General features: G+C 43.8%; 16 protein-coding genes and 7 tRNA genes. 6 read left to right on the top strand and 17 right to left on the bottom strand.

Annotated elements, in window-relative coordinates:
- The first annotated feature begins 1 nt into the window (after nt 1).
- Genes sctS through sctU form a run of 3 tightly spaced genes read left to right on the top strand, consistent with a single transcriptional unit; the run spans nt 2 to nt 2,103 of the window.
- Nucleotides 2–268: a type III secretion system export apparatus subunit SctS gene (sctS, locus tag H5073_RS06350; protein ID WP_182678052.1), complete on the top strand. Its 267-nt coding sequence runs from the start codon at nt 2–4 to the stop codon at nt 266–268.
- Nucleotides 265–1,056 carry a type III secretion system export apparatus subunit SctT gene (sctT, locus tag H5073_RS06345; RefSeq protein ID WP_182678050.1) on the top strand — a complete coding sequence of 264 codons (792 nt, stop codon included), beginning with the start codon at nt 265–267 and terminating at the stop codon, nt 1,054–1,056. The genes sctS and sctT overlap by 4 nt, the downstream gene beginning before the upstream one ends.
- A complete protein-coding gene (gene sctU, locus H5073_RS06340; protein WP_182678048.1) occupies nt 1,057–2,103 on the top strand; it encodes a type III secretion system export apparatus subunit SctU in 1,047 nt (348 codons plus the stop codon).
- Between the two features lie 80 nt (nt 2,104–2,183).
- Here sctU and H5073_RS06335 read toward each other — a convergent pair whose 3' ends face one another.
- Nucleotides 2,184–2,606 (bottom strand): CesT family type III secretion system chaperone, encoded by a 423-nt coding sequence (locus H5073_RS06335; RefSeq protein ID WP_182678046.1) that lies wholly within the window; start codon nt 2,604–2,606, stop codon nt 2,184–2,186.
- Nucleotides 2,607–2,810: 204 nt separating this feature from the next.
- Here H5073_RS06335 and H5073_RS06330 point away from each other — a divergent pair, with 204 nt between their 5' ends.
- The gene (locus tag H5073_RS06330; RefSeq protein ID WP_182678044.1) at nt 2,811–4,367 is read left to right on the top strand and encodes a hypothetical protein; all 1,557 of its coding nucleotides are present in this window, start codon (nt 2,811–2,813) and stop codon (nt 4,365–4,367) included.
- A gap of 228 nt (nt 4,368–4,595) precedes the next feature.
- Here H5073_RS06330 and H5073_RS06325 read toward each other — a convergent pair whose 3' ends face one another.
- The 5 genes from H5073_RS06325 to H5073_RS06305 form a co-directional block, all read right to left on the bottom strand.
- Nucleotides 4,596–5,003 carry a GFA family protein gene (locus tag H5073_RS06325; protein WP_182678041.1) on the bottom strand — a complete coding sequence of 136 codons (408 nt, stop codon included), beginning with the start codon at nt 5,001–5,003 and terminating at the stop codon, nt 4,596–4,598.
- 57 nt (nt 5,004–5,060) lie between these two features.
- On the bottom strand, nt 5,061–5,402 hold the full coding sequence (locus tag H5073_RS06320) for a cupin domain-containing protein (protein WP_182678039.1): 342 nt from the start codon (nt 5,400–5,402) through the stop codon (nt 5,061–5,063).
- A gap of 59 nt (nt 5,403–5,461) precedes the next feature.
- A complete protein-coding gene (locus tag H5073_RS06315) occupies nt 5,462–5,617 on the bottom strand; it encodes a hypothetical protein (RefSeq protein WP_182678037.1) in 156 nt (51 codons plus the stop codon).
- Nucleotides 5,618–5,788: 171 nt separating this feature from the next.
- Entirely contained in the window at nt 5,789–6,349 is a 561-nt protein-coding gene (locus H5073_RS06310) for a hypothetical protein (RefSeq protein WP_182678036.1), read from the bottom strand.
- Between the two features lie 46 nt (nt 6,350–6,395).
- A complete protein-coding gene (locus H5073_RS06305) occupies nt 6,396–7,463 on the bottom strand; it encodes a DUF3626 domain-containing protein (protein WP_182678034.1) in 1,068 nt (355 codons plus the stop codon).
- A 332-nt stretch (nt 7,464–7,795) separates the two neighbouring features.
- Here H5073_RS06305 and H5073_RS06300 point away from each other — a divergent pair, with 332 nt between their 5' ends.
- Entirely contained in the window at nt 7,796–9,286 is a 1,491-nt protein-coding gene (locus tag H5073_RS06300; protein ID WP_182678032.1) for a DEAD/DEAH box helicase, read from the top strand.
- 95 nt (nt 9,287–9,381) lie between these two features.
- Here H5073_RS06300 and H5073_RS06295 read toward each other — a convergent pair whose 3' ends face one another.
- Nucleotides 9,382–9,705, bottom strand: a complete 324-nt coding sequence (locus tag H5073_RS06295) for a GNAT family N-acetyltransferase (RefSeq protein ID WP_182678135.1) — start codon at nt 9,703–9,705, stop codon at nt 9,382–9,384.
- A 67-nt stretch (nt 9,706–9,772) separates the two neighbouring features.
- Between H5073_RS06295 and H5073_RS06290 the strand changes: the two genes are divergently transcribed.
- The gene (locus H5073_RS06290) at nt 9,773–10,258 is read left to right on the top strand and encodes a hypothetical protein (protein ID WP_182678030.1); all 486 of its coding nucleotides are present in this window, start codon (nt 9,773–9,775) and stop codon (nt 10,256–10,258) included.
- A gap of 166 nt (nt 10,259–10,424) precedes the next feature.
- Here H5073_RS06290 and H5073_RS06285 read toward each other — a convergent pair whose 3' ends face one another.
- From H5073_RS06285 to pth, 10 genes are all read right to left on the bottom strand, one after another.
- The gene (locus H5073_RS06285) at nt 10,425–10,706 is read right to left on the bottom strand and encodes a hypothetical protein (RefSeq protein WP_182678028.1); all 282 of its coding nucleotides are present in this window, start codon (nt 10,704–10,706) and stop codon (nt 10,425–10,427) included.
- Nucleotides 10,707–11,094: 388 nt separating this feature from the next.
- A tRNA-Gln gene (locus H5073_RS06280) sits at nt 11,095–11,169 on the bottom strand.
- Between the two features lie 115 nt (nt 11,170–11,284).
- A tRNA-Leu gene (locus tag H5073_RS06275) sits at nt 11,285–11,369 on the bottom strand.
- Nucleotides 11,370–11,462: 93 nt separating this feature from the next.
- Nucleotides 11,463–11,539: transfer RNA gene (locus tag H5073_RS06270), tRNA-Met, on the bottom strand.
- Nucleotides 11,540–11,557: 18 nt separating this feature from the next.
- Nucleotides 11,558–11,632: transfer RNA gene (locus tag H5073_RS06265), tRNA-Gln, on the bottom strand.
- A 30-nt stretch (nt 11,633–11,662) separates the two neighbouring features.
- Nucleotides 11,663–11,737, bottom strand: a tRNA-Gln gene (locus H5073_RS06260).
- A gap of 48 nt (nt 11,738–11,785) precedes the next feature.
- Nucleotides 11,786–11,870 (bottom strand) — tRNA-Leu (locus H5073_RS06255).
- Nucleotides 11,871–11,906: 36 nt separating this feature from the next.
- Nucleotides 11,907–11,983: transfer RNA gene (locus H5073_RS06250), tRNA-Met, on the bottom strand.
- A gap of 549 nt (nt 11,984–12,532) precedes the next feature.
- Nucleotides 12,533–13,624 carry a redox-regulated ATPase YchF gene (gene ychF / locus H5073_RS06245; protein ID WP_182678026.1) on the bottom strand — a complete coding sequence of 364 codons (1,092 nt, stop codon included), beginning with the start codon at nt 13,622–13,624 and terminating at the stop codon, nt 12,533–12,535.
- Nucleotides 13,625–13,725: 101 nt separating this feature from the next.
- On the bottom strand, nt 13,726–14,313 hold the full coding sequence (pth, locus tag H5073_RS06240) for an aminoacyl-tRNA hydrolase (protein ID WP_182678024.1): 588 nt from the start codon (nt 14,311–14,313) through the stop codon (nt 13,726–13,728).
- Between the last annotated feature and the right edge of the window lies 1 nt (nt 14,314).

Raw genomic sequence — 14,314 nt, 5'->3', positions numbered from 1 at the left:
GATGGACGTTGCAGAGGTTATTCATTTTACTTCACAAACCTTGATATTAGTCATGATGCTTTCTATGCCGCCAATTTTAGCGGCGGCAATAGTGGGCACCTTAGTGTCACTAATACAAGCCTTGACTCAAATTCAAGAGCAAACTTTAGGCTTTGTAGCCAAACTTATCGCCGTGATCATGGCCTTATTTGCCACCGCCTCTTGGCTCGGCAGTGAACTATACAGTTTTGCAGAAATGACCTTTGATAAGATCCCACTAATTCCATGACAGTCGAAGAGTTACAAAATTTCTTTCTGGTCTATAGCATGACGCTGCCAAGGTTATTTGGTTGCTTTATTATGTTGCCGATTTTAAGTAAACAAATGCTCGGCAGCGCCTTGGTGCGAAATGGGGTTATTTGCTCAATAGCACTTTATTTATACCCGCTAGTGGTCAGCCAACCTCAAGCTGCGAGCGTTGATGGCATCATGTTAGTGGTCATTTTAGCCAAAGAAATTTTGCTGGGAATGCTAATCAGCTTCGTGGTTGCCATTCCTTTCTGGGCGATTGAAGCCACAGGTTTTTTCATTGATAACCAGAGAGGGGCAACACTCGCGAGCTCCTTTAATCCGGCATTAGGACAACAATCGACTCCCACTGGTGTGCTCTTCACCCAGACCTTAATTACGCTATTTTTTGTCAGTGGTAGTTTTCTTGCTTTTCTTGGGGCAATTTTTGACAGTTATCAACAATGGCCTGTTATGATTTTCTTTCCTGACATTGCGGAGCAATGGGTAGCATTTTTCTATGGTCAGTTTGAACGCATGCTAGCCTTATGCGTCTTGATGGCAGCACCTATCATTATAGCCATGTTCCTTGCTGAGTTTGGCCTAGCACTTGTTAGTCGCTTTGCTCCACAGCTCAATGTGTTTTCACTATCAATGCCTATAAAAAGTGGGATTTCCAGTTTTTTACTTATCCTCTACCTGCTAACGTTAATGGAATTCTTTGGCAAGGAACTGGTGGAACTGGCGTTATTTCCAGATTTGCTGCGCGCTGTGATTGGAGGCCGTTAAATGAGCGGGGAAAAAACTGAACAGCCCACAGCGAAAAAAATTCGTGATGCTAGACAAAAAGGCCAAGTAGCTAAAAGTAAAGAAATTGTCTCCACCGCCATTATTTTGCTCTTGTTTATGTTTCTGCTCACCATGGGGGACTATTATCTTGAACATATGACCAATATCATCATGCTCCCGGCCACCTTTGGTTATCAATCTTTCGACAATGCATTAACCGATATCACAGATAAACTGATTAGCGAACTACTCTACCTGATCCTGCCTATTGCACTATTAAGTGCTTGTATCGCGATTATTGCTCATTTAGTACAATTTGGCCTGCTCTTTAGCGCTGAGCCGATTAAACCTGAACTAAAAAAAATAAACCCTGTAGATGGCGCTAAGCGTATTTTTTCGGTAAAAAGCCTTATTGAGTTTTTAAAATCTATTATCAAGGTTGTACTGTTAACTTTGATTATTTGGGTCGTCATTGAAGGCAATATCAAAGACATAATGCGGATCCCCGTGTGTGGAGTCAATTGCATCCCCTTTATCTTAGGCACACTGCTAACCCAGCTGATTTTAACCTCTGGAGTAGGATTTATTATTATCTCAATTGCTGATTATGCTTTTGAGCGGTATCAACACACTAAGCAACTTAAAATGAGCAAAGATGAGGTAAAACGCGAATATAAAGAGATGGAGGGCAGCCCAGAGATAAAAAGTAAGCGCAAACAGCTGCATCAAGAAATGCAATCATCAAATGCTAGAGACAAGGTTAAACGCTCCAGCGTGTTAGTCACTAACCCTACCCACATTGCGATTGGTATTTATTATAATAAAGGTGAAACGCCTTTGCCGATACTCACATTAAAAGAGCAAGGCACTCAAGCTCTCAACTTAATTGAATATGCTAAAGAAATTGGGGTTCCTGTGATCCAAAAAGTGCCCTTAGCGCGAGCTTTACATGCTGATGGGCTGTTAGATCAATATATTCCTGCGGATCTTATACAACCCGTAGCAGAAGTATTAAGGTGGCTGCAAACTTTAGAGCAAGAAAGCTAGTGCTACACAAGGTCATAACACTTCACGCTAATCTGAAGAACTTACAGCCACAAGTGACAAGTGACAAGTGACAAGTGACATTAAACCCGAAAACGGCTGGCATCAAAGCCTGAGTCAATCGCGGTATGAATGGTATTTTTTATACTATCAATCGCTGAATCACTCATCTGGCTTAATTGCTCCAATTGCTGATAATACTCACTGACATCATTGTTAGTCAGGGCTTGTCGACTCCAAATCACGACAGAGTTTGAGTCAAGATCAAAGCCCACTACAGGTTTATACACGCACTGGCTAAAGAGGTTTATTTTAAGCAATTCAACAAGATCAAAATGCTCAACTAAACCTAGCTCACTGAACATTAACAATTGCCCTTGTGGATGCTCGGTAATATGCATCACTTGCTCACCCACCTTTAAACTGGTGATAGTACTTAATGCCGGCAGGGCTAGACCCAACTCTTGATACAGTGAAGTTACAGCTTGTTCATATTGTGTGGTCATGACTTTATCCTAAAACCTAAATACCCGCATTAGACCTGATTTACATGGAGGCAACTACCAGTATCCGTCCATTATTTTTAGGTTTTCAAACAAAAAACCTCAAGTGCAAAATCAACAAAACTACGACATATGTTGACATATTCTTTAGCTTCATCACGCCTAGAATGGCATTAGTTTCACATGCATTCATTATTAGGAATTATTATGCCATTATCATCAGTGAACTCAGTTACATTAACCAGCTACAAGAAACTAGAAGATCTACCGCAATCAATTCAAACAGGTCAACTTAAAGGTAAAGATGTTAGCACCACCTCACCGGAGACCAACGCATTAAGACTTGCTGCACGCAGCGAAAACCAAACCAGCGGCACGCTCAAGAATAAAATATTAACTGGGCTGTCAGAGTTTGGTAAAAGTATTGAGCACCTGTTCAAAAGACTCTTCACTAGCCAAGATCCGAAAGCACCTGCTGCAGCAACTCAGGCGCCTTTGCAAGATGCACCACTGTCAAAGGAGCAAATTGCAAAAGAGTTTTTAAGTGTCGGTGTCGCTAAAGGTTTTTCACAGTTAAGTAGCCTAACAGAGCTTTCAGGGGAAACATTAAAAGCTCGTCACACTGAGCTTGCTAGCGGAAATGGTGCGCTGAGAACGGTAGCCACTGGGCTTAGGGCTGTGCAGCAATTTGGCTCACCAGAGCATCAAGAAAAAGCCACTGCCATATTTAACCAAGACATTAGTGGCATCCCTTTTCAGCAATGGGCGACCACAGGTTCAAGTGCCAGTGATTTAGTTAGCCAAACTTCAAGCGATGCACTGCAAACCGCCAGTGATGCCTTTAAACACTTAGCTGGTGAAATTTCTCAATTAGCGCAAGACGTTAACCAATATCTAAGTCCTGCTCCCAGCCCCAATGATCCCAAGCTCACCACTGTTCAAACTGAACAGCCTGAAACAAGCCAAGCTAAACAAAATAGCGCGGCCTCAAGTCGGACCATGAGTCCACAAGATCCTGGCCGTAAAACCACTTTAAATGCCGTGAGTTTATTGTCCCGCGCTGTAGCCCCAAGCCAACAGGTTCACCTAAGCAGTGATAGCCTAAACCATCTCCAAGAGGCCATTCGCAATAATGACATCACCTTTAGCCAGATTAAAAACAGTGCAGTAAGTTTTGGTGATCTGCAAATCCTTCGAGAGCTAGCGCTATCTGTTAACCCTAGAAATACCGAACTTGAAGCTGCTGGTAATTTAGGTGCAAGTATTAATGAGCTAACAAGCATTCGTCCTAATATAGGTAATATTTTAGCTAGCGTTAAAGAGTTTATCGAAGACTCAAACCAATCTTGGTCTCAACTTAACGAAAATAATCCTGAACAACTTATGGATGCGGTTGCGCGCTCAACGTTTAACAAGCAATTAATAAGCGAGCAATTAAATCAAATGCCTGCCAGTAGTAAGCAGCAAGCTTATGAACAGCTAAGTGGTGGTTTTGGCGAACGCATGCGCGGCATTATCGATTTTGCCGTTGAAAAAGTAACATTGTCTGATTACACACAAGACGATCCTGTGATGATTTCAACAGCGGTGAAGTACAGTACAGTGATTGATGGGCTTATTGAGTCACTCAATCAAAATCTGTCACACAATACTGAACAGCCTATATCCCAACCGGCATATATTTCTGACATTACTCAGTTAAGTCCATTAGAAAAAGCCGCCTTAAACCAAGTTGGCATTACAACGCAAATTATCGAAGAATAAACCATAACAAGGTAAATTCTAAACGCTATTAATATGGTTAATTCTGAGCATTTAATAGTGGTTATTGTAGAAATACAACAGATTTGTGAATATAAAAAAACCTCAAACTCAACTTAATATTAATTGAGTTGAGTTTGAGTCATTAGTGCTGTTGATCTTTAGTGTGCAATTACCCCCACAATGGTTCCATGAGCCTTTGCTATGCCCTCATTGTCGGATAACGTTAGGTTAGCTACGGCTAGGTTCGAAGCCATCATATCTGGGAAGCATGGCATCGAGATCTTCCCAATTGGCTTTAGAGCTAACAAAATTGTGGGAAATGGGCCTTTCGCTAATGTCTGAGTCTAAAATCCCTAATCGCAATCTTAAGCGGCTGGGATCTTGCTCATTTGAACTATAAACGGGCGATCCACACTTGGTGCAAAAATACCTATTACGCCCAGGTTTAAAACTGAATCGACTCAAACTTGCTTCACCTGAGATGATGTAAAACTCTGCGGTATTGATGAAGCCATTAGTAGCAAAAGCAGTACCACTATTTTTTCGGCATAGGGAGCAATGGCAATGAATAATATCGCTAATTTCCCCGGTAATTTTGACTTGTACTTCACCACACAAACACTTTCCTAAATACATAACCACTGAACTCCTTTTTATTCAAGATTCTATCTTATTCGCTTATATATCTTACACCTAGGCACTGATCCTATCCCCATGACTTGGCGGCGTTGAGACCACGATAAATACCAAGGTTTCCTCGTTCACGTTGCTTAATTGATGCGCCATCAAAGCAGGGACGTGCAAGCCCTGATTTGCTGCTAACTGATGAATTGTGCCATCAAGTTCTAGTGTGGCGACTCCAGATAACACATAGAAAAACTGCTCACTATGGGCATGATAATGACGAATTTCGGCGCTGCCACTGGGCACGGACTCTTGAATGACACTTAAATTTGGGCTTTTAGCTAAATGCCAACCATCACAATTGTCGCCCCAGAGATAATGCTCGGCGTTTTGGCTTGATACTACAGACATCTATTTTCCTTAAGCTAACTGGCAAACCATAGGTTGAACCTGTAATTGACTGCCTTGCCTTAACGGCGTTGGTTTAAAAAGTCTTGCCAATCAGCATCACTGCGGCCACTTTCAGCGGCAACTGTGCTGCCAAAGGCATTGGGCGCTTCTGTCAACGCCGCTAATCGCAGGCCTTTATAGACAGACCATTCCTCAGGATAAAATTGTCTTATCATACTCATCCTTAAACTTACTGCCTGTATTTATTGATAAATTCAATAATTTCAAAATACAATAACGGCAGCGAAGGGATTGAGTCAATCACTAAGGTAATGAGCTTGTGTCTGCACAAAAAAAGCACCAGGCTAACACCAAAAAAGCGCCAAGCTAGCAGGAGGAAAAGTGTTTCAGGGATAGGGTTCGATGGCGCTGAAGTTAATTTCAAAGCCCGAATTATTGGCAGCAAAGACCTTTACCTTGAGCTGTTTATCGCCTTGAGGACTGTGTATGAGTTGATAGCTTAAGGTTTGCGGAAAATCATGGTGTGGGTTTTCAAACACCGCCATCTTGTTAGCGCATTGAGTGAGTTTAAAAGCCACAGGTAAGGGGTTGCTTGCGACTTTAGCGATAAAAAATATCTCATTAGACATCTGCACCAGTCTTAAGCTTTCAGTGTTAGCAGATGTTGTACTCTGAGTTGGATTATCACTATTTTTAGCCGCTATCTGTGTAGGAGTTGGACGGCGTTCACTAACTCCCAGCCCTTCAAAAGTCATCGGGCTTGTTTGTTGCCAGTGCTCGCTGATGATGAGCTTATCGCTACTTAGCTGCCAATCGCCAAGTAGCCAGTTGAGGGATTCTAGCTGACTGCAATTCGCAGCCAACGCTGCAGGACTTAATAGCATGCTGAATAAGCACAAATTTATTAAGCGTAAGCCTTCTACAAAACCACTGAATAACCGCTTCATGTTAGCTTCCTGTCCAGCACTTATCTTGAGAATGTGTTGATGTGAATTAGTCAGTCTCTTTTGGTTTGCCGAATTTTACCAGTACGTGCCACAGGAGTTTTAACTCTTGAATTTTCTTTGCTTGAGCGCCGCGCTCACTCCAAGAGCTGGGCTGTTTTTGCAATCTAGCAGCTTCAATACCTATAATGCGTGCGTCAATAACCTCATCGATTGCAATCTGCTTCGCTAATACTGGCATGCCAGCGCCGCGAAAATCAGTGGGAATATGCTCACTATTTAGGGTTAAGCCTTTATGCCAACATAAGGTTATTTGATAATCACTGCAAAGTTGATTGAAATACTCCTCAGTATCTGTGTCTTTAAAGCAGGGATCGGCCACTAAATAACTTATGTCGTCAGCAAGGGACACATCACCGTGGATCTGTGCTTCGATGTAATGGTCTAAATTTCCCAGACTGTTTTTTTCAAAGCGCGCCGCCACCAATGACTGGGCTTCACTGGCCATGTGGCTGATAATATCTCTTGGTTTTAATGGCTGGCGACCAAGGGCGTAGCAGCGCTCAAAACTTTCACTTAATAGCGCCGCTAAAATGGCATCAAAACAGCTCAACGTGCCTTTTTCTTTAGGCAGGCGATAGGAATCCATGTAGCTAAAAGTGCAACGAGTAAGCACTTGGGAGTGAGTCAAAAAGTAGCAGCTACCAAAGCGCGGTGCAGGCCCCAATGGGCACAAGCCTAAATCCAGCGCCCCATATTTAGGTCGAGATTTAATCCCAGAATAGTGATTACCAAACAGCTGATTTTCCCAATGATCCCTTGGGCCACCGAGCTCTGGTGACAGCTGACCGTTAGAGATATGGGTTTCAAATTGACTCTTGTAAATACCATCACGGAGCAAACCTTGCAACACGGTTAAGCCGCGATTATCGATTCGGTCTGGATGAAAATGCAGTGCCACCCGCCCCTGACGGCTCAACTGCTTCATGGCGTGCTGCAGCTCTTGAGTCGAGATGTCAGACATCATCAGGATGTTTTTTATCACCGCATGGGCGTGTTCCCTTAATCCAAGGGCGACTTTCTCTATATGAGAAACGGCTACTAACTTACTGGTCATTTAGGCCTCGATATTAAGGGAGCTCACTACGCCATGGTTTTGAATAGGTCATGAGCCGCTAAGGCGCATTGTAGGCAATAAGCTTAAATTTAGCACTGGATATTATAAAAAGTGTAGAAAAATGTGCCACATAGCAGATAAAAACACACATGAATAGCAAATAAGTTTTAAATCAGCTAGTGCCTAGTAATCAGGTTTTTGCCTTGGTTAAGTTCATCGTCTAAAACGTGGTATTGATGGCAGTTAAGCCCAAGTTAGGGTAAGCTTCACGGCCGCCAGATCTGGCACCCGATCATTTATTGCAGCACATTAGCTGCCAAAGAGTATTTTCTATGAGTTTTTCCTCCCTTGGCCTCAGTGCCTCCCTGCTAAAAGCGATCGCTAAACAAGGTTATGACACCCCAACCGCCATTCAAGAACAAGCTATTCCAGCAGTACTTGAAGGCAAAGACGTCATGGCTGCCGCCCAAACAGGGACAGGGAAAACCGCTGGCTTCACTTTACCGCTATTGGAAATATTGTCCAAAGGTAAGCCCGCTCAACGCGGTCAAGTTCGTGCCTTAGTATTAACCCCAACCCGTGAACTTGCAGCGCAAGTCGCTGACAGTGTTGAGACTTACGGTAGCAACTTACCACTTAAATCAGCGGTCGTGTTTGGCGGCGTGTCCATAGTGCCGCAAATTGCGGCATTAAAGCAGGGGGTTGATATTTTGGTAGCAACCCCTGGTCGACTACTGGATTTATGCAACCAGAGAGCGCTTAGCTTTAGCACCTTAGAAATTCTAGTGTTAGATGAAGCAGACCGCATGCTGGACATGGGCTTCATTCGTGATATTCGCAAAGTCTTGGCCATGTTGCCAAAACAGCGTCAGAACCTGATGTTCTCAGCCACATTCAGCGATGACATTCGTGAGCTTGCCAAAGGCTTAGTCAACAATCCAGTTGAGATTTCAGTCACGCCCAGAAATGCCACCGCCAACACGGTAACTCAGTGGGTCACCCCTGTGGGCCAGAGCGACAAGACCTCAGTGCTGATTGATTTGATTAAAGACAATGATTGGCAGCAAGTGTTAGTGTTTTCACGCACTAAACACGGCGCTAACCGCATTGCCAAAAATCTTGAAGCAGCTAGCATTAAAGCCGCTGCCATTCATGGTAATAAAAGCCAAGGCGCGCGCACTAAAGCTCTAGCCGATTTTAAAAACGGTAAAGTGCAAGTCATGGTGGCCACAGATATCGCCGCCCGCGGTATCGACATAGACCAACTGCCATTTGTGGTTAACTTCGATTTACCTAATGTGTCAGAGGATTATGTACACCGCATTGGCCGTACTGGCCGCGCTGGCGCCAGCGGCCAAGCCGTGTCGTTAGTGGCAGAAGAAGAAGTGAAGTTACTGCACGACATTGAGCGTTTAATTGGCCGCACTATCGACAGAAAAGCCATTCCTGGTCACGAACCCAGACACAGCTTGCCAGAGCCTAACCTTAAAGGTCGCAGCTCATCAAATCACGGCCATGGCGCACGCAGCAATCAAGCAAAGAGCCAGCCAAACCATAAACAACCTAACCCAAATCGTTCTAAGCATTCTCAATATGCTAATGACCGTAAGGCCAATGACAGAGTCGCACAAAACTTAGGCTTAGAAGAGAAGCCTGCTAAGCGCCCACGCCGTGCCCCAAAGCCAGCTGGTGAAGCAGCTCAAGGCGCAAGTACGCCTTCACGCCCTACCCGTAGCCCGAGACGCTCAGCATCAAATGAAGGCCAGGCGACGAAAGCTAGCCCAAGCAAAGGTGCAGTCAATCCTTGGGGCAACAGAGACTAATCATCTCAGTCACTCGTTTGACACGGATATAGTAAGTACAAAAAAGGGGATGATCATATCATCCCCTTTAGTTTACACGCGCCCCAGCTTAGCTATTAGGCTACATCGAGTACCATGATAGTTTCATCAAATTCATCTTGCTCAATAACGCTAAAGTTAAAACGTTCAAAGAAGCCTTTCATCACATCATGACCTTCAACGTAACAAATTGAGATAGCCTTACAGTCTTCTCTTAACTTGATTTCTTCGAGCACTAACTTAATGGCTTGCGTGCCATAACCTTTTCCTTGATGAGGTACACCTATCATGAATTGGTCAATATAAATTTCATTTGGTTTATCTTCTTCGTAATTAGGAAAGTACTGGATAAAGCCAACTGGCTCTTCATTAAAATATACTGCTCGATTGACATATGGCAGCTTAGGTTTTCATAATGGCTTACGTGATGCTAATCGTCCCGTTGATGCTGACACATCGCCAGGCGCCATGGATTACATTGCCGATGGCGTGATAGGTTTTGGCGGTGGTGGCGGGTTTGGTGGTGCATTCTTGAGCATGTTAGGTACGAACCAAGGTAACGCGCCTTTGAATACCTATTATGGCCTTGTATATTACCCTGTTGAGACAAAATCCAAGGAAAAAATACAAGAGGTATTTGATAAAATAGAGCAAGAGTTAATTCATGTAGCACTTGAAAATAGAGATCTTCGTCATATTAGTTCAAGTTTAACTTCTGACGGAAAACGTACTCATACTTTTACAGGTGGTTCTTGCGATTTCCAAGCCGAATTGTTCAACAGAGAAAAAAGCAATTCATGCGATTTTATTCATCATAACCCTCCAAAATTATTAAAATATTCAACTTCTACACCTTCTGGAGAAAAAGGGTTGTTTGCGGTGATAGGTATTGAAAAGTTTTACACAGCAACCTATCTTTCGTTAGATTTAGATAAAAAATACTATGTTTTTTAACCCGTCATCAGCGAGCGCACAAAATTCCCATTCGTGTCTAATGCCAACAAAGTGCATTTATTTATCAAGCCCAGCAATGTTCAAGATTCTTACCTCACCATTGAGGGCTTAAAATCCATTGATCCTTGGGTTAACAAGCATTATCAAGGAAATAACGAATAACGCCTTACTGCATTTCACAAATTAACGGTCTTGGGTAGATAGAGCAATCTATTTGCCCAGGATCGAAATTATCTTTAAGTTGATTCGCAGTATTACTCACATCTCCACTAAACATATCGATAGCCCTGTTTTCGGCGTTTACCCTCGTCATTTCCTCACAATCCGCATCACCTCCCTCGCAAGTGTTGTTACCCATGGTGCGGCCTGTGCCTGTTAATCGCTCAATGTCATAACCTGTAGTAGATAAAATATCGGCCTCATACATGGTGCTCAGCCATTCTGACAAGTCGAGTCTATCAAAATCTATTCTAGAAAATTCATTAATGGTGAACCCAGCAGAGCTTTCATATGCCGCCCGCGAAATTGAGGTAACTTGTAAATATACTGTTAGGGTTACCATTACAATATGGAACTAGATTTTAAGGACTAGAAGATTACACCAGAATAAATGAGGTGAGCCATGAGTGTTTGCGAGCCGACCGTCCGCCCCATGGACGGGGCGGTCGAGCATACAGGGACCGTACTTGCTGCGTGTCGATGAGCGAATGCTATGGCGAGCCTGTATGCAGGAATTTCAGTGACAGATTTTATACTTCCCCCAATAGCTTAAAGCCACACAATCCAATGATACAAAGCAAAAAGCCCGTCTCGATTGAGACGGGCTTTTCAGAATTTGGCTGGGGTACTAGGATTCGAACCTAGGTATGCTGAGATCAAAACCCAGTGCCTTACCGCTTGGCGATACCCCAATTGTAAGTTGTGCTAAACACTTAAATTGTTTTAATACTATTGAATTTGATTCTAACGAATCTTAGTACAAAAAGGAAATAAAGAATTATAACAGAGTGTTAAGCTAAAATTTGATGGTACGGGAAGAGAGACTTGAACTCTCACACCTCGCGGCACCAGAACCTAAATCTGGCGTGTCTACCAATTTCACCATTCCCGCATCAAATTTGAACTCAGAGTATACTCTTTTCGATAAAGAGTAAACTTTGACTTATTAGATAGTGGTTAGTCTTGCCACTTCTACCATAAAATATGGTAGCAATGGCGGGACTTGAACCTGCGACCCCAGCATTATGAGTGCTGTGCTCTAACCAGCTGAGCTACATTGCCACATTTTACAACAAAATTTGGCTGGGGTACTAGGATTCGAACCTAGGTATGCTGAGATCAAAACCCAGTGCCTTACCGCTTGGCGATACCCCAATAATTTCTATCTAACAGTACAACAAAAAGTGGCTGGGGTACTAGGATTCGAACCTAGGTATGCTGAGATCAAAACCCAGTGCCTTACCGCTTGGCGATACCCCAACAGCAAACTTTTTTGAAAAACCCGCCTAAGCCAGTCCTTCTAATAAATGGTACGGGAGGAGAGACTTGAACTCTCACACCTTGCGGCACCAGAACCTAAATCTGGCGTGTCTACCAATTTCACCACTCCCGCACAACACCTCAGTTTACATCTGAGTAGATGGAGAAATGGTAGCAATAGCGGGATTTGAACCTGCGACCCCAGCATTATGAGTGCTGTGCTCTAACCAACTGAGCTATATTGCCACTAATTTTTCTCTGTCCCTCTTGGCGAGGAACGGGGCGTATTATGCTTATTCGAAGTATCTAGGTCAACTGCTTTTTTCTGCTATTTTTCTATTAGTGGATCGTTCGCCTATAACTTCACCAAAATGTTTGCCGAATCGACAAATTCAGCTATTTTTGGCGACTCTTCAATAAAAAACGGGCCAGATGCTAATCATAACTAGGGCCTGTTGACCTTTGCCGGTTGAATTTTGTTCGAGATAAAACCGTTTTAATCGCGGCGAGTGAATTGCAGCCTAGTAATCTAAGAAAAATTCGCTTAACAAAGAGTAAAACGGTTTTAGCCGAACCCTTTGGGCAGCGTTTGTTGGTCATTTCTACTGCGTTATCGGCTTTTTATGTAGAATAACTACACCGCAAAGCCTCTGCCTTGTATAAATGACCAACAATTCGCTGCAAAACAACCTTGAAAGATCAACAGGCCCTAGCCACCCAAGCCCATTTTTCAACATCAAGGCTATAGGCTTAGCCTAGTTTGCAGCTTAATAGATTAAGCGACAACGGTTGCACTTATACGTTAAACAAGAAGTGCATCACATCGCCGTCTTTAACGATATAGGTTTTGCCTTCCACTTTAAGCTTGCCCGCATCTTTAGCGCCCGCTTCACCTTTGTAGGTAATGAAGTCGTCATAGGCCATTACTTGAGCACGAATAAAGCCGCGTTCAAAGTCAGTGTGGATAACGCCAGCAGCTTGTGGAGCACTAGCGCCGATGGGTACAGTCCAAGCGCGCACTTCTTTAACGCCTGCGGTAAAATAGGTTTGCAGGTTAAGCAATGAGTAACCGGCGCGGATAACTCGGTCAAGACCAGGCTCTTCTATGCCCAAATCAGCCATAAATTCATCACGCTCATCGGCCTCCATTTCGGCAAGCTCAGATTCGATAGCGGCGCATACGGCAACCACAACGGCATTCTCAGTCGCGGCAATGGCGCGAACAGCATCAAGATGTGGATTATTTTCAAATCCATCTTCAGCTACGTTGGCAATATACATGGTTGGCTTTAAGGTTAAGAAGTTAAGGTAGGCCACCGCCGCCAACTCTTCTTTGCTTAAGTCTAATGAACGCAGCATTTTCGCTTCATCCAAGGTTGGGCGCATTTTCTCAAGCACCTCAATTTCAAACTTAGCCTCTTTATCGCCACCTTTGGCTTTCTTTTGCTGTCTGAACACGGCGCGCTCAAGACTATCAAGATCCGCTAAGGCCAATTCTGTGTTGATCACTTCTATATCGCCTGCTGGATCAACCTTGTTCGCCACGTGAACAATATTGGGATCTTCAAAACAGCGAACCACGTGACCGATTGCATCAGTTTCACGGATGTTAGCGAGGAACTTATTACCAAGACCTTCACCTTTAGAGGCACCTGCCACTAAACCTGCGATGTCCACAAACTCCATCGAGGTGGGTAACACACGCTGCGGATTCACAATGGCAGCTAGCGCGTCTAAACGCGGATCCGGCACTGGCACTACGCCTGTATTTGGCTCAATAGTACAAAACGGAAAGTTTGCCGCCTCAATACCCGCTTGTGTCAGTGCATTAAACAGGGTCGACTTACCCACGTTTGGTAGACCAACAATGCCGCATTTAAAACCCATATCTGTACCTTTCTATAAAAGTGATTTACCAAATGATTCGGTAAAAGTGTCAATGTTTAATTAATGTTTAGTTAATGCCGAAGCTTTTGGCTTACGCAAGGCTATTCGGCTTTAAAACTGTGTAATCTGTTCATGGCTTTTACCATGTCTTGTTTAAATAATATTTCAGTGGCGCGCACGGCTTCATCAATTGCCGCATCGATTTTTTCTTGCTCACTGGCAGGTGCTTTACCTAGTACATAGCCGCTGACTTTATTCTTATCACCGGGATGGCCTATGCCAATGCGTAAACGGTGAAAGCCTTTATCATTGCCCATCTGGGCGATGATGTCTTTAAGGCCATTGTGCCCGCCATGACCACCGCCAAGTTTAAATTTGGCAACCCCGGGCTCCATGTCTAATTCATCGTGAGCCACTAAGATTTCTTCTGGCAAGATGCGAAAAAAATTGGCTAATGCCGCGACTGACTTGCCGCTTAAATTCATAAAGGTGGCTGGAATAAGCAAGCGCACATCGCGGCCATGCAGTGTCGCTCTAGCCGCCAGGCCATAATACTTACTCTCTGGCACTAAGGTCACATTGCAGACTCGGGCCAATTCATGCACATACCAAGCACCCGCATTATGGCGAGTCTGGGCGTATTCGGCGCCGGGATTAGCCAGTCCGACGATAAGTTTTATATTGCTCATT

The organism is Shewanella sp. SR44-3 (assembly GCF_014163735.1).
In the GTDB taxonomy this organism is placed as follows: Bacteria; Pseudomonadota; Gammaproteobacteria; order Enterobacterales; family Shewanellaceae; genus Shewanella.
This window is presented reverse-complemented; position numbering and strand designations above follow the sequence as displayed.